Source organism: Streptomyces sp. DSM 118878 (assembly GCF_052936595.1).
In genome coordinates this window covers 3908787-3932187 of the sequence record NZ_CP193622.1, presented here as the reverse complement: position 1 = coordinate 3932187, position 23401 = coordinate 3908787, and the positions used below count along the sequence as shown (strand labels likewise).

Genomic DNA, 23401 nt, shown 5'->3' with positions numbered 1-23401 from the left:
GGTTCGTCAGAACCAGTTGGCAGGGTTTGCTTTCTTGGCGAGGCTCTTCGCGCCGTTCGCGAGGCCCTCTCCGGCCTGCTTGGCCTTGTCCCCGGCCCAGTTGGCAGCCGCGCGGCCACCCTTTTTTATCTCTGGCCAGTGTTCGACCACCTTGGCTCCGCCGTAGACAAGACCGGTGCCTACGGCCAGGCCGACAGTCACCGGATTCGGCGCGACCATTGCGGCGGTCAGGGACGCGTTGAACCCGACCTCCGCCACATCCGCGACGTAACCGGCCCCCTTCTTCTTGAACGCCTCGGCAGGATTTCCCTGCGCCCACACATTGGCGGCACTGACTCCCGTGGCCAGTGCGCTGGCGCCGACGCCGGCGACCCGGAAGAATCCGCCCGTCTTGGCCGCCGCACCCAACCCCTTCACGAAGGGGGAAGCTGTCTTTCCCGCCGCGATGACGGCGGGACGGGCGTTGTTCAGCTTCTGGAAGTACGACGCCGAGCGTGCGACCTTGATGAGGCTCGCCTGTCCGGCACGGGTAACCAGTGCTCCAGAGCTGGTCGTGCCGCCGTAGCGCATGGCCAGCGCGTCGGAACCGACCGCGGCGTTGATGCCCCTCGTCACGAACGGGGAGCGCATCCCCGGCAACCCGCGCAGCCCGTCCCACCCCCGTCCCAGCCAGGTCGCCCGCAGGCCCGTGGTGAAGGGGACCCTGCTGGCACGCTGGTACAGCGCGTTGTTGCCGAACGCCCTGCCCAACTGGCCGGGAAGCCAACTGCCCGGGGCTGCCAGGGACCGCAGCTCACCCGCGGGAACACGACGCAGCGCCGCGCCCACCCGGGTACGGGCGGCACCGCCACGGTCCCACCAGTTCGAGTCGACGGCATTGCGCAGCGCGCCGTTGTACCAGGAGTTCTTGTAGGTGACGTTCCCCAGGCCGTAGGCCGCGGCCGAGGCGATGCCGCCGATCTTGATGGCGGTGGTGACATCGCTGAGATCGTTCAGGAACAGCTCGATCTCTTTCTCGCCGATTTCCTTGAAGCCGGGGACTTTGGCCAGGTAGTGGGCTTCGATCCGGGCCAGCCAGTCGCTGTAGGTCTCTCGGTCGCCACGTTGGAAGAGTTGGTCACCTCGTACCAGCGTCGCGCGTTTGCGCATGTCCTTGGGGGTCTCTGTGACCCAGGTCCGCATCGGCTTCAGAGTGGCCAGCTTGTCGGTCACACCCAGGGCCGACGCGCGGGTGAAAGCCTCGGTGAGCTTGTCGGATACCCCGCCCTTGCCGTCTATGAGGTCGGCGAGCTGGTCGAGGTCGTCCGGGTTGACATTTCGCATGCTTTGTTTCCCTATCGGCTCGCGCATGGCCTCGCGAGTCCGGTCGTTCTGTCGGCACCCCCAGGGGCGCCGGTCGGGAGCCTCAGTAGTCGATCATGTCTTCCTTGTCCGGAAGCAGGTCCGTGATCTGCTCCCAGATCTTCCCGTTCCGCGTGCGTACGAGAACCAGTTCGCTCTCGGGCCCGACCTGGCCTTCCACGATGGGCTCCTCGGGCTTCTCCCTGACCCAGTAGCCGCGCGGACCGCAGTCCCACACCGCCAGGGCTCGGACCATGGCGGCCCGCTCTCCCTCGTGCTTGCCGTCCCAGGCGGTGGTGATGCGCCACATCGCGTTCATGGCCATGACCAGCTCGATGAGTTCGGTCAGCTCCGGTTCCTCGGGCGTGCCTGCCTCGGTCAGAGCCCTGCGGATGAGTTCCCTGGTCGTGGTCTCGTCACCCTCGCCCCGGTCGAGTGCGGAGAGAGCGGCGTCAAGCGCACCCATGGTCGTCTCGATACGGGTGACTTCCGAGTCCGCCTCGTCATCAGCCTGCAGGTTGACGGTGCGGGCCAGCTCCCAGACCAGACTGTGCGGGGCGATCGGGGTGTACTCCGACTCCTCCTCGCCGGGCCAGGCCGAATGCGCGATCACGGCGTCCCGGCCGACGATGACCCCGTGGTTGAGCGTTCCGTGCTCACCGGTGACCTCCACGGTCACCAGCAGCAGCGGGGCGGCCAGGGCGCCGAGGAGGTCCCGGAGGATCGGCGCCAGTTCCCCCTCCTCACCGACCAGGCCGCTCTGCATGAGCTCGCCGAGCGAGGGCCAGAGCTCGTCGGGCGGATTCTCGCCGTCCAGGAGGTGGGCGAACACGGCGATGTGGCGTTCCGCCAGCCGGAACCGCGCCCGGGAGCTGTCGTAGGAAGGCATGGAAGGTGAATACCTCAGTCTTTCGGGGCGACGGGGGCGACGGGGGCCACCGGAACGAACTCCGCCGGCGCGGCGGTACCTGGCCGACGCCGCGCAGCCACGGCCGAGCTGTTCAGCCGCGGGCCCGGACCTGTTCAGCCGCGGGCCCGACCTGTCCAGCCATGGGCTGACTCGTTCGGTCCTGGGGCTGACAAATGCGGCGCCCCAGCCACCGTATGTCACTGCCATTTCCGGGACGTCAGGCAGTCCGGTCCAGTCCAATCCTGCCTGCTCAGCGGTTGATGGACTGGATCTCCTCCACCTTTACCGGCTGGTCGTTGCCGTACTCGCCGTTCGGCAGCGTGCCCTTGGCTCCGCCCGTGCCCTCCCAGGTGATTTCCCAGGTCGCGGTGGCCTGGAGGTCGTATGTGCCCTGGCCCGATGAGCGCTCGTAGACGACTCCGCATGCCGGTGTCAGACCGGCCTTGCCCTTCGCGTACGGTTCGCCGATCGAACCGTCGTCGTTGATCTCGCAGGTGCCGGAAGCGGGCAGCAGCTTGGCGTCGTCGGTGCCCGGTTTGATGGTGAGCGATACGGGCTTCGCGGTCGTGGTCGCCTCGATGTGCAGCCCCGGAGCGTCCAGGGAGGCCGTGACGGATACGGGCTTGAACTCTCCCTTGTCGAGCCAGGCCCAGGTGGGGAGGTTCACCTTGGAGGCGCCTTCGGGGGCGAGGCTGACCTTGGTGCCGGGGACGGTGATCTGGTTGTAGGCGAGGCCGGCGAGGATCTCGGGGCTGATGACGTTCGGGACGTCAGGGGTTTCGCCGTTCTCGACCCAGAAGGGTGGCTTGTTGCACTCCTGCTGTTCCTCGAGCGTGGCGTCGGGACTGAACTGGGCGTCCCACCACATTCCGTCCTTTTCCTTGTCTATGTTGTAGTCGTCCTCGGCGTATTTCTGGTTCTCGTCCGACATGTCCTTCAGGGCCTCGCCCGGGGCATCGGGATCGTGCCGGGCGGTGAAGTACATCCGGTTGCGGAAGTCGCGGAACTCGGTGGCCTTCCACTGCGGTGCGTACCAGCACGGCGGCGGTGACCAGTTCGGGTCGACGGAGGTGACGTTGCCGGTGCCCTTCCCGCCTTTCCCCGAGGACGTATAGCTGACGCGCGCCACGGCGCCGATGGTGTTGTCCTTCTTCGTGGCCGACGTACTGCTGTCACTGATCCCGGGGTCCTCACCGGCCGACGCCGGGCTCACGGACGCGAACAGCAGGGCCGCGCCGACGCCCAGCAGGACGGATGGCCGGCGGACTGTGGCCGTTACTCGTGTGGTTACCGGCATTCCTGCGCCTTCTCCTTCACCTGGACCTTCTGGGCACGCCAAAGGCCCTCGGCGTTCTTCGAGGGCTTCATCAGTACTTGCCAGGAGTAGTAGTCGCTCAGGCTCGGTTCCGTGTGGTGGACCTTCTCGGTCTTCACTTCCTTGCTGTAGAGCTTCGTGCTGTCGGAGCAGAAGGTGACGACGGCCGACTCCTTGTTCTCCGCCGACGTCACCTTGGTCCGTGAGAACCGCATCGTTCCGCTGATCGTCAGGCCCTTGTCGACGCGCTGCTTGATCTGGTCCTTCGCGTACACCTGGGCCTGGCTCTTGAACTCCGAGTAGAACTTGTACGCCGAGTCGTTCACGTCCTGCTCGACGATCCCGTACCGGATGGACCGCACGAAGTTCTGCGCGTCACCCATGGCCGCGGCCTGATCCGGGTCGGTCACGTTGGCATCGGCGAAGATGAGGTCGACGTCCGAGGGGAACGTCATCTTGGGGCGGTCGATGTCATCGGGCGTCTTGCTCTTCTCGCCTGCCGGTGCCGCGCTCTTCTTTCCGCCGCCCTCGTCGGCGCCCGCGATCTTGTCCTTGTCCGAGCCGCCGTCACCGTCGTCACCTCCGCACGCCGTGAGCAAGAGGGTGGCGGCGACCGTGAGCGAGACGGCTACGGGCCGGATGTACCTGCGGTTCACGTGTGACTCCCAGTGGGACGACAGTTCCTCAAGCCTTCCGAAGGTACTGAAGCCCGCGATGAGTTCGCCAGCAACATGTGGGGCGAGTGGTGTACGCCTCGCCGGGAGCGCGAACAGCTACGCAGGGGAGGAGCCGGGGCGGAACCGGCCATGTGCTCCGGGGCGTCCCCCTTGGAGGTAACGGGGCATGGCGCGGCTGTTGCGGAGGCAGTCCCCGGTCGCTGCGTTCGCATGCGCACATAAATGTCCGTCACCGCACCTCGGCCGAGAGGGGAGAACGGCGTCGCGGGCGAGGGGTTCGGATTGCGTGTGGGTAACGATGGGGCGCAGGGGCTTCGCGATTTTTAACGCGCCTTGAGGGGCTTATGTGCTGCTGATACGGTGCGATGGCTTGACACTGGGACTGTGGCTGATTAGGCGGGAAACTGTCGCTGATGGGCCGGGGGCTGGGCGGGGCGAACGAGCCACGCGTGTCACGAATGACGAGAATTGACCGAATCTTCTTGGGTGTGCGGGGAGCAGTTGCGTGAAGATCCAGGAGCGTATGGGGGCGGGCAACAACCGTTCCGCCGCGCCGGCTCAGCCAGGCGTCGGTGAGCGCCTTCCCTCACCGCCTCGCGAGCGCAAACCGGCACTGGCCGCACTGGCCGTCCTGCTGATCCTGGTGGGCGCTCTCGGCGCCACCGTGCTCGTGCTGCGCGCGGGTGACCGCATCGAGGTCGTCAAGGTGACGAAGGAGATCCCCGCCGGGGAGGCCGTCGTCGAGGGCACCTACACGACCGTGATGGTCAACGACGACAGTTCCGCCCACTTCGTCCAGAAGGACCAGCTCGGCGAGCTCAAGACCCTCAAGGCCAAGAGCACCATCTACCCGGGCACCGTCGTCGTCGGCGAGATGTTCGGCGCCAAGGCCTCGCTGCCCGCGGGCAAGGCCTCCGTCGGGCTCTCCCTCAAGGAGGGGCAGTACCCCTCCGACGTGAAGTCCGGTGACACCGTCGCCGCCTACCCCGTCGTCTCCGGCACCTCCTCCGGCAAGGGCTCCACCGGCAGCGGCGGCAGCTCCACGGGCGGTACGCCGCTGGTCGCCGCGGCCAAGGTGAGCACGATCGCCGCCGACAGCGACGCCACCGTCAGCACCGGCAACAAGAACCTCACCCTGCTCGTCCCGCAGGAAGACGTCGCGGGCCTGGCCAGCGCGGCCTCCGAGGGCAAGGTCGTCATCGTCCGTGTCCCGTCCAACGGCAACTAGAGGCGAGTAGAAGAGACATGGCGCTCATCGCTCTCGCCGCCGACAAAGGGTCGCCCGGCGTCACCACCGCTGCCGTCGCGCTCGCCGCCGTCTGGCCGCGCCGGGTCCTGGTCGCGGAGACCGACCCCGCGGGGGGCGACCTGGTCTACCGCAGCGCCGCGGCGCACGGCGGTCCGCTCAACCCCAACACCGGCATGCTGTCCATCGCCGCCACCGCGCGACGTGGCCTCGTACCCGACCAACTCTGGGACCACGCCCAGCCGTTGAGCGGCGGCCTCGAAGTGCTCGTCGGGCTCGGTGTCGCCGAGCAGGCCGCCGGGCTCGCCGGGCTCTGGCCCACCCTCGGCCGCGCCTTCTCCCAGCTCGCCGACTCGCCGCACGCGCCCGCCGACGTCATAGCCGACTGCGGGCGCGTCAGCGGCGACACCCCCGCCGTCGAACTCTTCCCGCAGGCCTCCCTCGTCCTGCTCGTCGCGCGTACGGAGCCTGAAGCCATCGCCCGCGTGCGCGACCGTGCCGCCGCCCTCGCCGCCAAGCTGCACGGCGGCGCGCGCGGCGCCGCCTCGCTCGCGACGCCGCTCATCGGCGTACTGCTCATCGCGGACCCCTCGACATCGGCCAAGCTCGTCAACCAGGTCAACGACATGCTGATGGCCGCGCAGACCGGCGCCCGCGTCGTGGGCACCCTCGCCGACGACCCGGCGGGCGCCGACCAGTTGGCCGGACGCAGGCGCGGACGGCTCGACAAGTCGCTGCTCATCCGGTCCGCGCGCAAGGTGACCGTCGACCTGTACCAGCAGTACGGCGCCGCCTGGGCCAACCCCGTCGCGCAGCATCCCGGGGCGGGCCGATGAGTACGCCCGTCGATCACCAGCTCGTGAAGCGGTTCCGGCAGGACGCCGGTGACCGCATCGCCGAGCAGCGCCGCGTCGACCAGGTCTCCGGCGTCACCCCGATGTCGGGCGAGGACGAGCGGCACTACGCACGCGCCGTCATCGCGCAGATCCTGGAGGAGTACGCCCGCGCGGAGATCAACGCCGGGCGCACCCCCCTCGACGCGGAGACCGAGGAGCAGTACGCGGCCGCCGTGCACGCCGCGCTCTTCGGTGTCGGACGGCTTCAGCCGCTGCTCGACGACCCCGAGGTCGAGAACATCGACATCAACGGCTGCGACCAGGTCTTCGTCGGGTACGCCGACGGCCGCGAGGCCAAGGCCGACCCGGTGGCCGAGACCGACGAGGAGCTCGTCGAGCTCATCCAGGTGCTCGGTGCGTATTCCGGTCTGTCGTCGCGGCCGTTCGACTCCGCCAACCCGCAGCTCGACCTGCGGCTGCCCGACGGCTCGCGTCTGTCGGCGGTCATGGACGTCACGCGCCGCCCCGCCCTCTCCATCCGCCGCGCCCGCATGGGCAAGGTCTTCATGTCCGACCTCGTCGGCAACGGCACGATCACTCCGGAGATCGGCCACTTCCTGGCGTGCGCGGTCCGGGCCCGCAAGAACATCATGATCGCCGGTGCGACCAACGCCGGTAAGACCACGCTGCTCAGGGCGCTGGCCAACGAGATCCCGCCGCACGAGCGCCTGGTGACCGTCGAGCGTGCCCTTGAGCTGGGCCTCGACCAGTTCACCGACCTGCACCCGAACGTCGTCGCCTTCGAGGAGCGCCTGCCCAACTCCGAGGGCCAGGGCGAGATCTCGATGGCCGAGCTGGTCCGCCGTTCGCTGCGCATGAACCCCTCCCGCGTCATCGTCGGTGAGGTCCTCGGCGACGAGATCGTGACGATGCTGAACGCGATGTCGCAGGGCAACGACGGCTCGCTCTCCACGATCCACGCCAACAGCTCCAGCGAGGTCTTCAACCGTATTTCCACCTACGCGCTCCAGGCCGCCGAACGCCTCCCCATAGAGGCGAGCCAGATGCTGATCGCGGGCGCGGTCAACTTCGTCGTCTTCGTCCAGCGGCGCAACAACTACCAGTCCGGCGGCAAGCTCCAGCGCGTGGTGACCTCCGTCCGCGAGGTCAACGGCGTCGACGGCCGCGTCCTGTCCAGCGAGGTCTTCGCGGAGGCCCCCGACGGCCGGATCGTCGCGCACGCGCCGATCTCCTGCATGGACGACCTGGCCGCGTTCGGCTACCGCCCCGCCGGGCAATGGGGGTGAGCACGACATGAACGCACCGATACCGGTATCAGGAGCCTCACAGCACGACGTGGCCTCGTACGACACCGTTCCGCTCGCCTTGGGTGACCTCGGCTCGATGGGCGGGCTCTTCTCGATGACCGTCCTGTACGCGCTGGGCTGCGGCATCGCCGCGGGCGGCGGTCTCGCGCTCCTCGTACTCGCGATCCGCGGGCTGCCCGTCAAGCCCGAGCATGAGAAGCACCGGGCGAGCGAGCGGGCCAGTGAGCTCATCCGGTTCGCGGGGCAGCGCGGTTCGCTCGCCGCGGGCGTCGGCCTCGTCGTCCTGCTCCTGACCCGCTGGGCGGTGGCGGGCATCGCCGCCGGCATCCTCGTCTTCTTCTGGGACAAGCTCTTCGGCGGCGCCGCCGAAGAACGCGCGCAGATGAAGCGCGTCGAGGCCCTCGCCGCCTGGACGGAGTCGCTGCGCGACACCATCGCGGGCGCGGTCGGCCTCGAACAGGCCATCCCCGCGTCGGCGCGCGCCGCCGCCCCGGTCCTGCGCCCGCACCTGGACGCCCTGGTGGACCGGCTGCGCGCGCGTACGCCGCTCCCCGAGGCGCTCCAGATCCTGGCCGACGAGATCGACGACGCGTCGGCGGACATCATCGTCGCCGCGCTCATCCTCAACGCCAGACTGCGCGGCCCCGGCCTGCGGCAGGTGCTCGGCGCCCTCGCGAAGTCCGCGCGCGAGGAGGTCGACATGCGCCAGCGCGTCATGTCGCAGCGCGCCTCGACCCGCCGCTCGGTGCAGATCGTGGTGGCGGTCTCGGTCGCCTTCGTGCTGGGCCTGGCCATCTTCAACCGCGAGTTCGTCGAGCCCTACGGCACGCCCATCGGCCAGTTGGTGCTCGCCATGGTCTGCGCCCTGTTCGCGCTCGGCTTCTGGTGGCTGCGGAAGCTGTCGACGGTGGAGACGCCGGACCGCTTCCTGGTCAAGGACGAGCCGGGCGTGCAGTTCGTGCGTCCGCGCGGCCCGGCCGCCCCCGCCCAGATGTCACAGGGGCAGCAGGGCCAGCAGGGTCAGCACACCCAGCAGGGACTGCCCGGGTACGTCAACCCGACCGAGGGGGTACGCCGATGAACCTGACGATGCCGATAGTGATCGGCGCCGCCTTCGGGCTCGGCGTCTTCGCCCTCGTACGCGCCCTGATGCCGTCCAAGCGCAGCGCGATCGCCACGGTCGCGCGGATCGACGCGATGCGGGCACGCGGAGCGGCGTACGAGTCGCATCGGGCGTCCCCGGACACGGAGAAGCCCGGCCGCATCGGTTCCCTGCGGACCCGCGTGGGCATGCGCGTCGCCGACTTCTACCTCCAGCAGGGCTGGGAGCTGCGGTCGCTCCGCGCGGACCTGGCGGTGCTCGACCGGAGCTGGGAGAAGTTCCTGGCGACGAAGGTGCTGCTCGCCGGGGCGGGGGTGTTCTTCGGGCCGTTCCTCTTCGCCATCATCTGGACGCTCGGCGTCGGCCGCAGCCCGGTCATCCCGGTCTGGCTCGCGCTGATGTTCGGCGCGCTCTTCTTCTTCCTGCCGGACCTGGAGGTGCGCAGGGACGCGGCGGACAAGCGGCGCGATCTGCGCCGCGTCATCGGCGCCTATCTGGACCTGGTGTCGATGAGCCTCGCGGGCGGCCGCGGCCTCCCCGAGGCGCTCATGGCGGCGGCGGAGGTCTCCGACGGCTGGGCGACGCAGCGCATCCGCAGCGCGCTGGCGGATGCCCGCATCACCGGCGTCAGCCAGTGGCAGGCGCTCGGCGCGCTCGGCGAGGAGCTGGGCATCGAGGAGCTGAAGGACCTGTCGGCGTCCCTGGCGCTCGTCGCGGACGACGGCGCGAAGGTGCGCGAGTCCCTCGCCTCCCGCGCGGAAACGATGCGGCACCGCGAACTCGCCGAGATCGAGGGCAGCGCGGGCGAGAAGTCGCAGTCGATGCTGGTCGCGCAGCTCCTGCTGTGCGCGGGTTTCCTGGTCTTCCTCATCTTCCCGGCGGCGATGCGCGTGTTCCAGGTCTAGCGGCGGCGTCCCCCGACGACAACGACGACGGTGCCGGACATACGGGGCCCGGCATCCCTCCCCCCCCACCACTCCTGAGAGGACAACCATCATGAACGGACCGAACGGCCTGAACGACCTGAACCGGCGGGACTTCAGCACCGGTAACGCGGGCCTGGACTTCGTCATCACCTTCCTTCAGGGCCGCGTCCAGCGCGCCCGCTCCGGTGAGCTGGACCGCGGTGCGTCGGCGGTCGAGTGGGTCATCATCTCGGCGGTCGTCGTGGCCATCGTGGGTGTGGTGGCCGCGGTCATCAACGCCGCGCTGAAGGGCGGCGCGGACAAGGTCGGCAAGTGCATCGAGGGCGCCGACGCGGGCAAGACCTGCTGACGCCCGACGACGGCAGCGGGGGACGGGCGAGGCATACGGCGGCGTGAGGGGCGACGGGGTGCGGGTACGAGGGACGCGGGGGATGCGAGGATTCGTGCGCCGCCGGGTGGAGGCCGCCTCCACGCGCGGTGAATCCGGCATGACCGCGATCGAGTTCGTGCTGCTCACCCCGGTGCTGTTCTTCATGATCTTCGCGACGGTGCAGTTCGCGCTGTACTTCTTCGCGGACCACGTGGCCCAGGCGGCGGCGCAGGCGGGCGCGCGCAAGGCCCGCGCCACGGCCGACGAGAACGCGGGCGGCTGGCGCGGAGAGGCCCGTGACGTCGCCGACGCCTACATCCGCCAGCTCGGCCCGCAGCTCGTGATCGACCCGGACGTCCGGGCCATCCAGCCCGAACCGACCACCGTCGGCGTGGAGATCACCGCGAAGGTGCCGATGGTCTTCCCCGGCCTTGACTTCACCGTGCACGCCCAGTCGTCGGGGCCCGTGGAGCGGTTCGTCGAGGAGAACGAATGAGCGGCGACGACGGGCTCCGGGGCGACGGCCGCGGGCTCCGGCTCGACGACCGCGGCCTCTCGACCATCGAGGTCGTGATCCTCGCCCCGGTGATGATCCTGTTCATCCTGGTGCTCGTGGCCTTCGGCCAGCTCGTCGACGGCCGGGGGGCCATCGACGGGGCGGCGCGGGACGCGGCGCGCGCGGGGTCGATCCAGAAGGAGCACGGCACGGCGCTGGCCGAGGCGGAGAAGGCGGCGAAAGCCGACCTCGCGGACGTCTGCTCGGGCCCGGTGTCGGTGGTCCAGAAGAGCGCCGGCTTCGACGAGGACGTCGACCCGTTCTTCACCGTGGAAGTGAGCTGTCAGGTGAAGGGGTTGGCGATGCTCGGCCTGGACGTCCCGACGACGCTGAGGGCCAGCTTCAGCTCGCCGCTCGACCCGTACCGGAGGTCGGCGTGAGACGTCACCCCTCGCCGCGCGCGTGGATCACGTACCGCCGCGAGCGCCTCGACGACCGTGGCTCGGGCGCGGGCGCCGTCATCATCTTCGCGATCGTCTTCCTCACGCTTTCGGCGTTCGTCATCGACGGCGGGCTCTCCATCTCCAAGCGGGAGCGCGCCGCGGACATCGCGGAACAGGCCGCGCGCTACGCGGCGCAGGACCTCGACACCGAGGGCCTGTACGAAGGCGCCGAGGGCGCTCCCATCAACTACGAGAACTGCGGCGCGAGGGCCCAGGCGTTCGTCCGCGAGGCGGGCCTGACGGGCGCGGACGCCGCGGCGACGCGCTGCGTGACCGCCAACGCCCAGCAGGTGGAGGTCGAGGTCCAGATGACCTACAGCCCCGTCTTCACCGGCATGTTCTACGGCGGCGACGTCACGGTGAGGGGCAGCGCGATCGCGGAGAACCAGGTCGGCTGAGGCGCTGAGGCCCCGTGGTGGTGATCCCTCCGGCAAGCGGCTTCGCGGTACGGGTCTTTGGCGCGGGCGGCCGGCGAACGGGGCGCCGTCCGGGCAGATTACCTGTCTGCGCTTCGGCACCTTCCGTACCATCACCTCAGTGGCCTCGGGATCGACTCCCGCAGCCGCGACGACCCGCCCACCCACTCCCTCACACAGGACACCAGGACACCCGCCATGGCGCGCACCACCTCACGCTCGACGAGCCCGCCGAACCCGCAGCCGCCGCGGAACCGTACGCCGCAGGCGCTGCCCCGGCGCCGGCGTACCGTCGGGGACTTCGTCAAGGCCTTCCTCGCCTTCGCCGCCCTGGCCGTGCTCCTGGTCGGGGTGCCCGGAGCGCTCGTCGTCTTCGTGGGGTGGCCGCTGCCGGGCGGCGCGCCTTCGCTGAGCTGGTTGCAGCAGGAGATCACCGTCAGCACGTTCATCAACGTGCTGACCGTCGTCGTCTGGTTCGCCTGGGCCCAGTTCACCGCCTGCGTGCTCGTCGAGATGAAGGCCGCGCTCTCCGGCGTCGGCATCCCGGGGCGCGTGCCCGGCGCGGGCGGCAGCCAGATGCTCGCCCGTCAGCTCGTCGCCGCACTGCTCCTGGTGGGCGCCACCGCCGCCAGCTTCGCGCCGGGGCTCTCGCAGTTCGGGCAGTCCCTCGAAGGCAACCAGAAGCCGTCGTCCGCCGCGAGCGCCCAGCAGACGCCCGGCCTCTTCGGCCCCGAACGGCAGGCGGCCGGCGCCGCCGACGCCCTCGCCGCGCAGGCCGACCAGGCCGCGGCGCGCGCGGGGGGCGCCGAGGACGGGCACACGAAGTTCTACCGGATCCAGCCCCCGGAGGGGCGCCACCACGACTCGCTCTGGGAGGTCGCCGAGCGGCACCTGGGCGACGGGCGGCGGTACAAGGAGATCTACCAGCTCAACAAGGACCGCGAGCAGCCCGACGGCTCGAAGCTCTCCGAGGCGAGCCTCATCAGGCCCGGCTGGATCATGGAGATGCCCGGCGACGCGCACGGCGGCGAGCTGGTCGAGATGCCCGACGAGGCGCCCAAGATCTCGAAGGACGTCAAGGAGCAGATCTCCGACTACGCCAAGACCGGCGACCACCGGCAGGGCGACGGCCACCAGGGCAGCGGCGGTCAGCACGACAGCGGCGACCAGGGCAGCGGAGATCAGCAGGGCGGCGATCAGCAGGGCGGCGGCGGCCGGCAGGGCGGCGGCCACTCCGTGGACCGCGACACCGCCCACATCACCCTCCCCGAACAGCGCCCCGGCACCCCCGCCATGCCGATCGCCCCCGACGCCCCGCGGACGCCCGCCGCCACCGCGGGCGAGACCTCCGACGGCTCCGGCTTCGGGCTGCCCGAGGCGCTCATCGGCGCGCCCCTGCTGGCCGCGGGGCTGCTCGGCGCGCTCGGCCGCCGCCGCAGGCAGGCCCTGTGGCAGTCGGCCATGGGCGCGGTCACGGGCCGCCGCGGCATGCGGCTGCCGACGCCGACCGGGGACGCCGCCGATGTGCACGACGCGCTCCTCGTCGGCGCTGACCCCGAGGGCGTACGCCTGCTCGACCTCGCGCTGCGCGGCCTCGCCGCCTCGCTGACCGAGGAGAACCGCGCGCTGCCGACCGTGTACGCGGCCTGGCTGACCAACGGTGACCTGCACCTCCAACTCGCCACGCCCGCGGGCCGCCCGCCGGCGCCGTGGCAGCCCGGGCAGGACGAGACGTTCTGGGTCCTTGCCCGCGCCGACGCCGAGCGGTACGAGGACGTGGACACCGCCGCGCCCTACCCGGGCCTCGTCAGCCTCGGCACCCTCGACGACTCGCGGCTCCTGCTCAACCTGGAGTCGGTGCCGGGCATCGTCTCGCTGAGCGGCAGCGAGGCCGACCGCGCCGCCGTCTTCGCCTCGGTCGCCGCCGAGCTCGCCACCAACGGCTGGTCGGACCGCATGACCATCACCCTCGTCGGCTTCGGCGAGGACCTCACCCCGCTCGCGCCCAACCGGCTGCGGCACCTGGAGGACGTGGACGCCCTCCTGGAGACCATGGAGGCCGAGACCCGGCAGCGGCGCGGCGCGCTCGGCGCCGCCGGGCACGACTCCGTGCTCACCGGCCGCACAGGACCCGCCCAGCACACCCGCTGGGCCCCGCACCTGGTGCTGCTCGCCGCCCAGCCGAGCGGCGAGGACGCCGTCAAGCTCGCCGAGCTGGCCTCCGACGCCGGACGCCTCGGCATCGGCTACCTCGTCGGTACGGACTCCGGTGACCTGCCCGGCGCCGCCTGGGAGATGGAGATCACCGGCGAGGGCACGCTGCTCGCCCCGCTGCTCGGCCTGGAACTGGCGGCCCAGACGCTGCCCGAGGCGCAGCGGCGGGCCGTGGTCCGCCTCTTCGCCGAGGCCGACCCGGACGGCGAGGACGGACCGGGTCCTGACGACGGCTCCGCCGCCGCGGCACCGCCGTTCCTCGTCGACGTCACCGAGCAGGGGCGGCCCGCGGTCTACGCCCGCCTCGTCGGCACGTACGAGATCATCGGCCTCGACACGCCCGACGGCGAGCGCAGCCCGCTGATGCACGAGGCCCTCGCCCTGCTGCTCCTGCACCGCGAGGGTGTGCACCCCCGGGTGCTCGCCTCGGCGCTCTGGCCGCGCGGCGTCACCGAGGACGTACGGGACGCGCTCGTCGATCGGCTGCGCGAGTGGCTCGGCACCGACCCCGACGGGTCGCCGCGGCTGCGGGCCGACGGCAGCGGACGGCTCACCCTCGCCAAGTCCGTCGTCTCCGACCTGGACGTGCTGCGCTCGCTCTACCACGAGGCGACGCAGGGCCGCGGCGCGGGCAACCGTGCCGTGCGCGGCCGGATGCTGACCGACGCGCTGGTGCTCGTACGGGGACCGCTGCTCGCCGACCGTCAGCAGGGCCGTTACGCGTGGCTCACGCACGAGATCATCGACGCGCAGCTGCCGCTCCTGGTCGCCGACATCGGCCTCGCCCTGTCGGAGTTCCACCTGGAGAAGGGGCGGGCGGAGAAGGCGATCGAGGCGCTCGACGCGGCGCTCGGCTCCGCGCCGCGCGACGAGCGGCTCTGGAACGAACTGCTGCGGGCCACGCACGCGCTGGACGACCCCGCCCGGCTCCAGCAGGTCGCCGCGGATCTCGTCGCCCGGAGCGGGGCGAGGGGGCTGCCGCCCCGGACCGAGGCGCTGCTCGACGAGCTGCTTCCCGCCTGGCGGAACGGGCTCTCCGCCGTGGGGTGACCCCGGCGTGGGGTGATCCCGCCGTGGAGTGACCCCGCCTTGCCGCACCGCCACTCGCCCGTTTCCCGCATCGCAGGAGGTGACCCCGACCGTGATCCCTGTCCTCGCCCTCATCGGCGCCCTCTGGGGAGCCCTCGCCGGACTCCTCGTGCCGCGCGCCGCCTACCGGCTCTCCGTCCCGCCCGAGGAGAGCTGGCGGGCCGAGAGCCCCGAGGGGCATCCCCTGGGGAGCTGGGTGGGGCTCGCGCGGGCCGGCGGGGACGGGCGCTGGTTCGGGCCGCGGACCTGGGTGGTCGTTCCCGCCGCCGCCCTCGTCTGCGCGGCCCTCGCCGCCGCCACCGGGGCACGGCCCGAGCTCGGCGTCTGGCTGCTGCTCGCGCCCTTCGGGGTGCTGCTCGCCGTCGTCGACTTCACCGTGCACCGGCTGCCCGACGTGCTGACGCTGCCGCTCGGCGGGGCCGCGCTCGTGCTCCTCGGGGGCGCCGCGCTGCTGCCCGAGCACGGCGGCTCGTGGTTCGGGGCGCTGTACGGGGCGTTCGCGCTGGCCGGGGCGTACTTCGTGCTGTTCCTCATCAGCCCCGACGGCATGGGCTTCGGTGACGTGAAGCTCGCGCTGTCGCTGGGGGCGGTGCTCGGCTGGTACGGGTGGGGCGTGCTGCTGCTCGGGGCCTTCGCCGGGTTCGTGCTCGCCTCGGTCTACGGGGTGGGGCTCGTCATCGCGCGCCGCGCGGGCCGCAGGACGGCGATCCCCTTCGGGCCCTTCCTGATCGGCGGCGCCTTCGTGGGACTCGTGCTCGGGGCGTACTCCGCCTGACGTCGGGGCTTGCGGGGGGCTGGCGTACGCTGGCTTGGTCCGTCCACAACCCTTACGAAAGGGACGCCCCGGTGACCGAGAAGGCCGCGCTTCAGTCCGTCCTCGACCGCGCCGCCGCAGGTGGGCGGATCACTCCGGAAGAGGCGCTCGTCCTCTACCGCGACGCCCCACTGCACGCGCTCGGCGCCGCCGCCGACGCCGTTCGCCGACGCCGTTACGCCGGTACGGAGCACATCGCGACGTACATCATCGAGCGGAACATCAACTACACGAACGTCTGCGTGACGGCCTGCAAGTTCTGCGCCTTCTACGCCGCCCCGAAGGACACCAAGAAGGGCTGGACGCGGGACCTCGACGACATCCTGCGCCGCTGCGCGGAGACCATCGAGCTCGGCGGGACGCAGATCATGTTCCAGGGCGGACACCACCCGGACTTCGGCGTCGAGTACTACGAAGAGCACTTCGCCGCCATCAAGAAGAACTTCCCCCAGCTCGTCATCCACTCCCTCGGCGCCTCCGAGGTCGAGCACATGGCGCGCATCTCCAAGGTCTCCGTGGAGGAGGCCATCCAGCGCATCAACGCCGCGGGGCTCGACTCCTTCGCGGGCGCCGGCGCCGAACTGCTGCCCGCGCGGCCGCGCAAGGCCATCGCCCCCCTCAAGGAGAGCGGCGAGCGCTGGCTGGAGATCATGGAGATCTCCCACAACCTGGGCGTCGAGTCCACGTCCACCATGCTCATGGGCACCGGCGAGACCAACGCCGAGCGCATCGAGCACCTGCGGATGATCCGCGACGTGCAGGACAGGACCGGAGGCTTCCGGGCCTTCATCCCGTACACGTACCAGGCCGAGAACAACCACCTCAAGGGCCGCACCCAGGCGACGATCTTCGAGTACATCCGCATGATCGCGATCGCGCGGATCTTCCTCGACAACGTGGCGCACATCCAGGGCTCCTGGCTGACCACCGGCAAGGAGGCGGGACAGCTCACCCTGCACTACGGAGCGGACGACCTCGGCTCCGTGATGCTGGAGGAGAACGTCGTCTCCTCGGCCGGTGCCAAGCACCGCTCGAACCTCCGCGAGATGATCGAGATGATCCGCACGGCCGAGCGTGTCCCCGCGCAGCGCGCCACCACGTACGAGCACCTCGTCGTGCACGACGACCCGGCGAACGACCCGGTCGACGACCGTGTCGCCTCGCACATCTCGTCCGTCGCGATCGAGGGCGGCACGGCGCACCCGGAGCTGAAGCTCCTCAGTGCCAACTGAGCCCGCGTTGCTGACCCTGCACGTCGCCGAGCTCTCACCAGGGACGGCGGTACTGGTCGACGGCGCGTCCGTCGCCGCCGTCGGCCCGTACGAGGAGCTGGCCGCGGCGCACCCCGCCGCCCGCGTCAGGCGCTGGCCCGGCATCCTCACGCCGGGCCTGCTCAACCCGTACGGCCCCGAACTCCTGGAGGCCACCTACCACCCCGACCCCCGCGAGGCCGACTGGCTCGGCACCGAGCCGATCGGCGGTGAGAAGGCCCGGGCCCTCTTCCGCGCCAACCCCTCTCGCGTCGGCGCCAGCGCCCGCCGCGGCGTTCAGCGGCTGCTGGCCCACGGCACGGTGGCCGTGGCGGGCGAGCTGCGGTCCCGCCCGGCGGTGGACGCGGTCCGGCGCGCGGGCCTGGCAGTGGGCCACCGCCCCCCGCGGCTCCCCGGCCCACCGTCGCTCTCCCCGACCCCGCTGATCCTGCTCCCCCCACTGACGGCGGGGGCTCCGGCCCGCTTCGCGGTCTTCGACGTGACGGACAGAGCGGAACTGGTCCATCAGGGCGCGGCCACGTGCGTGGCGACGGTGGTGGACGGCCGATTGGTGTACAGAGCGCGGTAGCGGCTACGGGGGGGCGCCCCGTAAGGGGCGCGGGGAACGGCGCGAGCACCGCCATCGGCCCGCACCCGCCAAAGAGCCCCCGCCCGGCAGACGCACCGCGAGGAAGCCCGCCGCAGGCGAAAGAACCCGCAGGGAAGAGAGAAGCCCCGGCTGACACAATGGCGGGGTGACCCGAGCCTCCTTGGAAAAGCAGCCCCACGACGTCGCAACGATGTTCGACGACGTCGCGGAACGATACGACCTCACCAACGACGTGCTCTCCCTCGGCCAGGCCCGCCTCTGGCGCAAGGAGGTCGCGAAGGCGGTGGACGCGCGCCCCGCGCAGAAGGTCCTCGACCTCGCCGCCGGCACCGCCACCTCCTCGCAGCCCTTCGCGCGGGCCGGCGCGTACGTCGTGCCCTGCGACTTCTCCCTCGGCATGCTGCGGGTCGGCAAGCGGCGCCACCCGTGGATGCCGTTCACCGCGGGCGACGGGACGAAGCTGCCGTTCAGGGACGACACCTTCGACGCCGTCACGATCTCCTTCGGGCTGCGCAACATCCAGGACACCGGCGCCGCGCTGCGCGAGCTGTACCGCGTGACGAGGCCCGGCGGACGCGTCGTGATCTGCGAGTTCTCGCACGCGACGTGGGCGCCGTTCCGGACGGTCTACGAGGAGTACCTGATGCGCGCGCTGCCGCCGGTCGCGCGTGCCGTGTCCTCCAACCCCGACGCGTACGTCTACCTCGCCGAGTCGATCCGCTCCTGGCCCGACCAGCCCGCGCTCGCCGGGCTGCTGAAGGACGCGGGCTGGTCGAAGGTGGCGTGGCGGAACCTCACGGGCGGCGTCGTGGCGCTGCACCGGGGCTTCAAGCAGGGCTGACGCGCCGTCGCTCCGGGCGGGGACGGCCGAACCCCGCCGCATAACGCTTGAGTTGAGAACAGGGATCTGGGACGGCGGGGAACCGGCCACCGGGCAAGATGTGTCCGTTGATACGACCTCGCCAAAAACTTATGCGGCTCTTATGGGGTCGGTCCGTTCCCGTTCGCGGGAGATCGCCTGGACTATGACGGAGCGTTCTGATGGCGTCGTACTGCCCACACTGCGGGGCCGCTGCCCCCGATGAGGCCCGCTTCTGCATGAAGTGCGGCAAGGAACGCCTTCCGGAACCCGAGCCCCCCAAAGTGCCGCCCACGCCGGCGCAGGCACCCACGCCGCCGCCCCCGCCCCCGCCGGCCTTCACCCCTGCTCCTGCCGCTCCCGCCGCTCCCGCGGTCCCCGCCGCTCCTTCGCCGGTCGGCGCCTTCCTCGGACGGACGTTCCGCGGGGACTGGGCCGGGTCCGCACAGGCCGCGCTCTGGCCCTTCGCGATGCTGCTCCTCAGCGGCATCGCGCTCGCCATCCCGTCGTACGGCCAGGACGACGACGTGGTGGTCGGCTTCACGGACCGGCTGCGGACCGGCCTCGCGCTGCTGCTCCAGTCGGTGGGCGGCGGCTTCGAGCTGTCGGGACACGAGACGCGGCCCGGCACGGAGCGGACCGGCGAATCGGACGGCTTCGGAGACTCCGGTGGCTTCGGCGACTCGGACGGTTTCGGGGGCTCCGGTGGCTTCGGCGATTCCGGCGGCTTCGGCTCGGGCTCCGACTCGGCGTCCGGGATGGAAGGCGCCATCTCGCTGCACTTCATCCCGCTCACGATGACCGTGCTGTGGCTCGTGGCGCTCGTCATCGGCGTACGGATCCTGCGCAACCGCCTCGTCGCACGGCAGTTCGCCCAGGGCGGCCTCCCCGCAGGTGGCACGGCCGGCCCGGAGGCGGCCGTCCGCGTCGCGCTCCTGGTGGCCGCCGGCACGCTCGGCCTCGCGCTCTTCGCGCAGCCGGAGATCGAGGGCATCGAGCTCTCCTCGTCCCCGGCGCTCTCCACGCTCGGGGCACTGGTGCTCGCACTCGTCGTGGCCGGCGCGGTGCTGCGCCGTGACGGCGTGAACTGGAGCGTGGGCGGCAGCGTCCCGCGCCCCGGCGCGCAGGCTCTTCTGCGTGCCACCGGGACCGCCGTGCGCGCCCTGGCCGTGGTCCTCGTGCTCTGCTCGGTCGTGGCCTACATCAGCCTGGCCCAGATCGACGACCTGGACCGGACCACCGACCTGGACGACGACGACATCTCACCGCTCCTCGTCGCCCTGCTCTTCCTGCCGAACCTCGCGATCACCGCGCTCGGCATCGGCTGGGGCGCGGCATCGGAGATCGTCGTGCGCGGCAGCAACTCGCTGTACGGCGGCGGCTCCAGGAGCGAGACCTTCGGCCTCTCCGAACTGGGTGACGTCACCAACGACTGGGCCGTCGTGGGCGCCCTCGCGCTCGGCCTGGTCTGCGCGCTGACCATCGGCGTCCTGGCCGCGCGGCGCTGCGTGGGCCGGGGCGAACAACTGCTCGCGGGCGGTGTCTTCTTCGGACTCGTCCTGCTGCTGGCCGGTGTCGGCGGCATCGGCGTGGACCTGTCCGGCGCGGCCGCAGGGCGCATCGGTTCCGGCGACTCACCGCGCGAGGGCAGCGTGGACCTCGGGCTCAGCGTGCCCGAGATGCTGCTCTTCGGGCTGCTCTGGATCTTCGCCGCCGTGCTGATCGGGCCCTACCTGACGCGGATGACGGGGCAGAGCGGCGGCCCGGCCGCGCCCGCGTACGCACCCGGCGCGCCCCCGATGCCCGGCGCCCCCGCGAGCGCCCCCGCTTACGGCCAGGGGACGGCCCCGGCCCCGTACGAGCAGACCGTCACCGCGTACGACCCGCACGCCGTGCAGATCGGGCAGCAGCAGCCCCCGGGTGCCAAGCCGCGTGGCAGTGCCCGCATCTGGGTGGCGACGCTCGCCGGGGCGCTCCTCATCGGCGGTGGCGCGACGGCCGGGATCCTGATCTGGCAGGACGGCAAGGACGACAAGAACGGCAAGGACGACAAGCCGGCGTCGGCGTCGACGTCGACGCCGACGGACGACGAGCCCTCGACGGACCCCTCCCAGCAGCCGAGCGGGGAGCAGAGCCCCGTGGTCTCGGAGCAGCCCGGGACCGACACGGCGGTGCCGAGCGAAAGCGATGGGCAGGGAGCGGCCGAGGAGGGCGAGGTCCCGGCGGGCTCGGAGCGGGTGACGGACGACGAGGGGTTCTCCTTCGCGGTCCCCGCGGGCTGGACCCGGCAGGCCGTGGACCCGGAGCGGCCGGGGCAGATCACCTACGCGGGCTCGGGGCGCGAGGAGTTCCTGGTCGGCGTGGTCACCTCCGCGCCCTACACCTCGTACGAGAACTTCATCAACATCGAGGAGCACACGGAGAAGGCGCCGGACAAGTCCGACTACCGGCGGATCCGTATGGAGGCGAACACCTTCAAGGGGCAGGACGGCGCGTTCTGGGAGTACAGCTATACGGACAAGACGGGCCGCAGGATTCACGCCCTCAACCAGAGCTACATCGCCGAGGACGGCACCGAGTACGCGATCCAGCTCTCCTGGCGCGAGAGTGCCTGGTCCACGGGGAAGGGCACGAAGGCACACGCGACCGCCCTTGACACCTGGCGGCTCAACGACTGACACCTGGCGGGTCACCGACTGACGCCGCCAGGCGTCCGCGACGGCCGTTACAGGGCGAGCCGGAAGCAGTGGGCCACGCGCCGCGAACCGTCCGCGCCAGGCGGTTCCGGCGTGGTGAACGTCTCCGCGAGCACCATGCCGAGCCGCCGGGTCACCGCGATCGAGCGTTCGTTGCCGGCGTCGACCATCGCCACGACCGTCGGCACGCCCGCCGCACGCAGCCGCTCGATCGTGGCGTGCGCGGCGGCCGTCGCGTACCCCTTGCCCCAGGCGGCGCGACCGAGCCGCCAGCCGATCTCGATCTCACCGGCGGGCCCCCAGGGGCGGTTCCAGGGCTGGGCGCCCGTGAAGCCGATGGGGGTGCCCGCGGCGTCCAGCAGGGTCCAGAAACAGTAGCCCCGTTCGGCATCGTGTCTGCGCTGCCTGGCCGTCAGCTCCTCGTACACGGAGAGCTCCGCCGGCGCGCCGCCGTGGAACTCCATGACCTCGGGGTCGTCGAAGAGCCCGTGCCAGGTGAAGGCGTCCTCGTGGGTGGGGACGCGGAGCCGCACGTCGGGGAGCGGTGCGGCGGGCGCGGTCTGGGTCTGCTCGGTCACGTGTGGCCCTTCGGCTGGTAGATCGGTACCGCCTCATAGACTGCCCATATCCCGTGCCGGCCGGCACACAGTTTTCGATCTTTGGGGAGAACCCGCCGTGACCGAGCCCCTCTCCGAACACACCGCGGACGTCATCGTCGTCGGAGCCGGGCCCGCCGGTTCGACGACGGCCTACTACCTGGCGAAGGCCGGGCTCGACGTCCTCCTCCTCGAAAAGACCGCGTTTCCACGGGAGAAGGTCTGCGGTGACGGGCTCACGCCCCGCGCCACCAAGCAGCTGGTCTCCATGGGAATCGACATCTCCGAAGAGGCGGGCTGGCTGCGGAACAAGGGCCTCCGCATCATCGGCGGCGGCGTGCGGCTCCAGCTCGACTGGCCCGACCTGGCGTCGTACCCGGACTACGGCCTCGTACGCAAGCGCGACGACTTCGACGAGCAGCTCGCCCGGCAGGCGCAGAAGGCGGGTGCCCGGCTCCACGAGCGCTGCAACGTCGGCGCCCCGGTCATCGACGACCGCACCGGACGCATCACCGGCGTGCACGCCAAGATGGGCGAGGAGAAGACCCCGGTCACCTTCCACGCCCCGCTGGTCGTCGCGGCCGACGGCAACTCCTCGCGCATCTCCCTCGGCATGGGCCTGCACCGCCGCGAGGACCGGCCGATGGGCGTGGCCGTGCGGACGTACTTCACCTCGCCGCGCCACGACGACGACTACCTGGAGTCCTGGCTGGAGCTGTGGGACCGCCGCGGGGCCGAGGACCGTCTGCTGCCCGGCTACGGGTGGATCTTCGGCATGGGTGACGGCACGTCCAACGTCGGCCTCGGCATCCTCAACTCCTCCAAGGCCTTCCGCGAGCTCGACTGGCGCGAGGTACTCAAGGCCTGGTGCGCCTCGATGCCGGAGGACTGGGGTTACACGCCGGACAACATGACGATGCCGATCCGCGGCGCCGCTCTGCCGATGGCCTTCAACCGCCAGCCGCACTACACCAAGGGGCTGCTCCTCGTGGGTGACGCGGGCGGCCTGGTGAACCCGTTCAACGGCGAGGGCATCGCGTACGCCATGGAGTCCGGCCAGATCGCGGCGGACGTCATCGTGCAGGCACACGCGCGTGCCACCCCCGCCCAGCGGGAGCTGGCGCTGGAGAACTACCCCAAGACGCTCAAGGAGACCTACGGCGGCTACTACACGCTGGGCCGTGCCTTCGTGAAGCTCATCGGCAACCCGAAGGTCATGAAGATCGCGACGCAGCGCGGGCTGACCCACCCCATCCTCATGAAGTTCACGCTGAAGATGCTGGCGAACCTCACGGACCCGACGGGTGGCGACGCCATGGACCGCGTCATCAACGGACTGAGCAAGGTGGCGCCGAAGGCGTAGCCCCGGTGGGTGGTCCATAGGGGGTGCGTGGCTGGTGCGTGGCTGGGTGCGCGCGCTGAACGGATCGGTGCAAAAATGGACGCATGATATTTATTGCCGTCAAGTTCACCGTCCGCCCCGAGTACAGCGAGAGCTGGATCGAGCGGACCGCCGCATTCACCGCCGCCACGCGCGCGGAGCCGGGCAACGTCTTCTTCGAGTGGTCGAGGTCGGTCGAGGACCCGAACCAGTTCGTGCTCCTTGAGGCCTTCGCCGACGGGGACGCCGGCGCCGCGCACGTCGGCTCCGACCACTTCAAGGCTGCCATGGACACGATGTCCGAGGCGATCGCCACGGTCCCGGAGATCGTGAACACGGAAATTCCGGGCACGGGTTGGTCGCGCATGGCGGAGCTGTCGCCGAAGAACTGACTGACGCGCCGCGCAGAAGCGCCTGAGGGCGTAC

At 71.0% G+C, this 23401-nt stretch carries 22 protein-coding genes and 1 pseudogene; 18 read left to right on the top strand and 5 right to left on the bottom strand.

Features of this window, described 5'->3' with window-relative positions:
* Window positions 1–6: 6 nt before the first annotated feature.
* From ACRAKF_RS17335 to ACRAKF_RS17320, 4 genes are all read right to left on the bottom strand, one after another.
* Window positions 7–1323 carry a PE-PGRS family protein gene (locus ACRAKF_RS17335; RefSeq protein ID WP_447038064.1) on the bottom strand — a complete coding sequence of 439 codons (1317 nt, stop codon included), beginning with the start codon at window positions 1321–1323 and terminating at the stop codon, window positions 7–9.
* Window positions 1324–1405: 82 nt separating this feature from the next.
* Window positions 1406–2230: a hypothetical protein gene (locus ACRAKF_RS17330; protein ID WP_447038063.1), complete on the bottom strand. Its 825-nt coding sequence runs from the start codon at window positions 2228–2230 to the stop codon at window positions 1406–1408.
* Window positions 2231–2501: 271 nt separating this feature from the next.
* Window positions 2502–3548: a hypothetical protein gene (locus tag ACRAKF_RS17325; RefSeq protein ID WP_447038062.1), complete on the bottom strand. Its 1047-nt coding sequence runs from the start codon at window positions 3546–3548 to the stop codon at window positions 2502–2504.
* The gene (locus tag ACRAKF_RS17320) at window positions 3539–4222 is read right to left on the bottom strand and encodes a hypothetical protein (protein ID WP_447038061.1); all 684 of its coding nucleotides are present in this window, start codon (window positions 4220–4222) and stop codon (window positions 3539–3541) included. The genes ACRAKF_RS17325 and ACRAKF_RS17320 overlap by 10 nt, the downstream gene beginning before the upstream one ends.
* A gap of 526 nt (window positions 4223–4748) precedes the next feature.
* Here ACRAKF_RS17320 and ACRAKF_RS17315 point away from each other — a divergent pair.
* From ACRAKF_RS17315 to ACRAKF_RS17240, 16 genes and pseudogenes are all read left to right on the top strand, one after another.
* The gene (locus ACRAKF_RS17315) at window positions 4749–5471 is read left to right on the top strand and encodes a hypothetical protein (RefSeq protein ID WP_447038060.1); all 723 of its coding nucleotides are present in this window, start codon (window positions 4749–4751) and stop codon (window positions 5469–5471) included.
* A gap of 17 nt (window positions 5472–5488) precedes the next feature.
* The gene (locus ACRAKF_RS17310) at window positions 5489–6325 is read left to right on the top strand and encodes a hypothetical protein (RefSeq protein ID WP_447038059.1); all 837 of its coding nucleotides are present in this window, start codon (window positions 5489–5491) and stop codon (window positions 6323–6325) included.
* Entirely contained in the window at window positions 6322–7632 is a 1311-nt protein-coding gene (locus tag ACRAKF_RS17305) for a CpaF family protein (RefSeq protein ID WP_447038058.1), read from the top strand. The genes ACRAKF_RS17310 and ACRAKF_RS17305 overlap by 4 nt, the downstream gene beginning before the upstream one ends.
* A gap of 97 nt (window positions 7633–7729) precedes the next feature.
* Entirely contained in the window at window positions 7730–8734 is a 1005-nt protein-coding gene (locus ACRAKF_RS17300) for a type II secretion system F family protein (RefSeq protein WP_447042038.1), read from the top strand.
* Window positions 8731–9660 (top strand): type II secretion system F family protein, encoded by a 930-nt coding sequence (locus ACRAKF_RS17295; RefSeq protein ID WP_447038057.1) that lies wholly within the window; start codon window positions 8731–8733, stop codon window positions 9658–9660. The genes ACRAKF_RS17300 and ACRAKF_RS17295 overlap by 4 nt, the downstream gene beginning before the upstream one ends.
* Window positions 9661–9778: 118 nt before the next feature.
* A complete protein-coding gene (locus ACRAKF_RS17290) occupies window positions 9779–10030 on the top strand; it encodes a hypothetical protein (RefSeq protein WP_447042037.1) in 252 nt (83 codons plus the stop codon).
* An 82-nt stretch (window positions 10031–10112) separates the two neighbouring features.
* The gene (locus tag ACRAKF_RS17285; protein WP_447038056.1) at window positions 10113–10547 is read left to right on the top strand and encodes a TadE/TadG family type IV pilus assembly protein; all 435 of its coding nucleotides are present in this window, start codon (window positions 10113–10115) and stop codon (window positions 10545–10547) included.
* Entirely contained in the window at window positions 10544–10987 is a 444-nt protein-coding gene (locus ACRAKF_RS17280; RefSeq protein WP_447038055.1) for a TadE/TadG family type IV pilus assembly protein, read from the top strand. Before ACRAKF_RS17285 ends, ACRAKF_RS17280 begins: the two co-directional genes overlap by 4 nt.
* The gene (locus tag ACRAKF_RS17275) at window positions 10984–11448 is read left to right on the top strand and encodes a TadE/TadG family type IV pilus assembly protein (protein WP_447038054.1); all 465 of its coding nucleotides are present in this window, start codon (window positions 10984–10986) and stop codon (window positions 11446–11448) included. Before ACRAKF_RS17280 ends, ACRAKF_RS17275 begins: the two co-directional genes overlap by 4 nt.
* 216 nt (window positions 11449–11664) lie before the next feature.
* Entirely contained in the window at window positions 11665–14730 is a 3066-nt protein-coding gene (locus ACRAKF_RS17270; protein WP_447038053.1) for a BTAD domain-containing putative transcriptional regulator, read from the top strand.
* 91 nt (window positions 14731–14821) lie between these two features.
* Entirely contained in the window at window positions 14822–15544 is a 723-nt protein-coding gene (locus tag ACRAKF_RS17265; protein ID WP_447038052.1) for a prepilin peptidase, read from the top strand.
* Between the two features lie 71 nt (window positions 15545–15615).
* On the top strand, window positions 15616–16815 hold the full coding sequence (gene mqnC / locus ACRAKF_RS17260; protein WP_447038051.1) for a cyclic dehypoxanthinyl futalosine synthase: 1200 nt from the start codon (window positions 15616–15618) through the stop codon (window positions 16813–16815).
* Between the two features lie 7 nt (window positions 16816–16822).
* The gene (locus tag ACRAKF_RS17255) at window positions 16823–17422 is read left to right on the top strand and encodes an imidazolonepropionase-like domain-containing protein (protein WP_447042035.1); all 600 of its coding nucleotides are present in this window, start codon (window positions 16823–16825) and stop codon (window positions 17420–17422) included.
* A 166-nt stretch (window positions 17423–17588) separates the two neighbouring features.
* A complete protein-coding gene (locus ACRAKF_RS17250; protein ID WP_447038050.1) occupies window positions 17589–18284 on the top strand; it encodes a demethylmenaquinone methyltransferase in 696 nt (231 codons plus the stop codon).
* Between the two features lie 200 nt (window positions 18285–18484).
* A pseudogene (locus tag ACRAKF_RS17245) lies at window positions 18485–18553 on the top strand (zinc-ribbon domain-containing protein); the annotation flags it as partial.
* Between the two features lie 33 nt (window positions 18554–18586).
* A complete protein-coding gene (locus ACRAKF_RS17240) occupies window positions 18587–20980 on the top strand; it encodes a hypothetical protein (RefSeq protein WP_447042313.1) in 2394 nt (797 codons plus the stop codon).
* 47 nt (window positions 20981–21027) lie between these two features.
* Here ACRAKF_RS17240 and ACRAKF_RS17235 read toward each other — a convergent pair whose 3' ends face one another.
* Window positions 21028–21576: a GNAT family N-acetyltransferase gene (locus tag ACRAKF_RS17235; protein ID WP_447038049.1), complete on the bottom strand. Its 549-nt coding sequence runs from the start codon at window positions 21574–21576 to the stop codon at window positions 21028–21030.
* Window positions 21577–21673: 97 nt separating this feature from the next.
* On the opposite strand from ACRAKF_RS17235, the gene ACRAKF_RS17230 reads away from it, so the two are divergent.
* Both ACRAKF_RS17230 and ACRAKF_RS17225 read left to right on the top strand, forming a co-directional pair.
* Window positions 21674–22957 carry a geranylgeranyl reductase family protein gene (locus ACRAKF_RS17230; protein WP_447038048.1) on the top strand — a complete coding sequence of 428 codons (1284 nt, stop codon included), beginning with the start codon at window positions 21674–21676 and terminating at the stop codon, window positions 22955–22957.
* Window positions 22958–23040: 83 nt separating this feature from the next.
* The gene (locus ACRAKF_RS17225; protein ID WP_447038047.1) at window positions 23041–23367 is read left to right on the top strand and encodes a putative quinol monooxygenase; all 327 of its coding nucleotides are present in this window, start codon (window positions 23041–23043) and stop codon (window positions 23365–23367) included.
* The last annotated feature ends 34 nt before the right edge of the window (window positions 23368–23401 follow it).

What these genes read in the sequence shown, in the direction of transcription:
- ACRAKF_RS17335 (WP_447038064.1), bottom strand. Translation starts at nt 1,323, where the DNA reads ATGCGAAATGTCAACCCGGACGACCTCGACCAGCTCGCCGACCTCATA.
- ACRAKF_RS17330 (WP_447038063.1), bottom strand. Translation starts at nt 2,230, where the DNA reads ATGCCTTCCTACGACAGCTCCCGGGCGCGGTTCCGGCTGGCGGAACGC.
- ACRAKF_RS17325 (WP_447038062.1), bottom strand. Translation starts at nt 3,548, where the DNA reads ATGCCGGTAACCACACGAGTAACGGCCACAGTCCGCCGGCCATCCGTC.
- ACRAKF_RS17310 (WP_447038059.1), top strand. Translation starts at nt 5,489, where the DNA reads ATGGCGCTCATCGCTCTCGCCGCCGACAAAGGGTCGCCCGGCGTCACC.
- ACRAKF_RS17305 (WP_447038058.1), top strand. Translation starts at nt 6,322, where the DNA reads ATGAGTACGCCCGTCGATCACCAGCTCGTGAAGCGGTTCCGGCAGGAC.
- ACRAKF_RS17300 (WP_447042038.1), top strand. Translation starts at nt 7,730, where the DNA reads ATGGGCGGGCTCTTCTCGATGACCGTCCTGTACGCGCTGGGCTGCGGC.
- ACRAKF_RS17295 (WP_447038057.1), top strand. Translation starts at nt 8,731, where the DNA reads ATGAACCTGACGATGCCGATAGTGATCGGCGCCGCCTTCGGGCTCGGC.
- ACRAKF_RS17285 (WP_447038056.1), top strand. Translation starts at nt 10,113, where the DNA reads ATGCGAGGATTCGTGCGCCGCCGGGTGGAGGCCGCCTCCACGCGCGGT.
- ACRAKF_RS17280 (WP_447038055.1), top strand. Translation starts at nt 10,544, where the DNA reads ATGAGCGGCGACGACGGGCTCCGGGGCGACGGCCGCGGGCTCCGGCTC.
- ACRAKF_RS17270 (WP_447038053.1), top strand. Translation starts at nt 11,665, where the DNA reads ATGGCGCGCACCACCTCACGCTCGACGAGCCCGCCGAACCCGCAGCCG.
- ACRAKF_RS17225 (WP_447038047.1), top strand. Translation starts at nt 23,041, where the DNA reads ATGATATTTATTGCCGTCAAGTTCACCGTCCGCCCCGAGTACAGCGAG.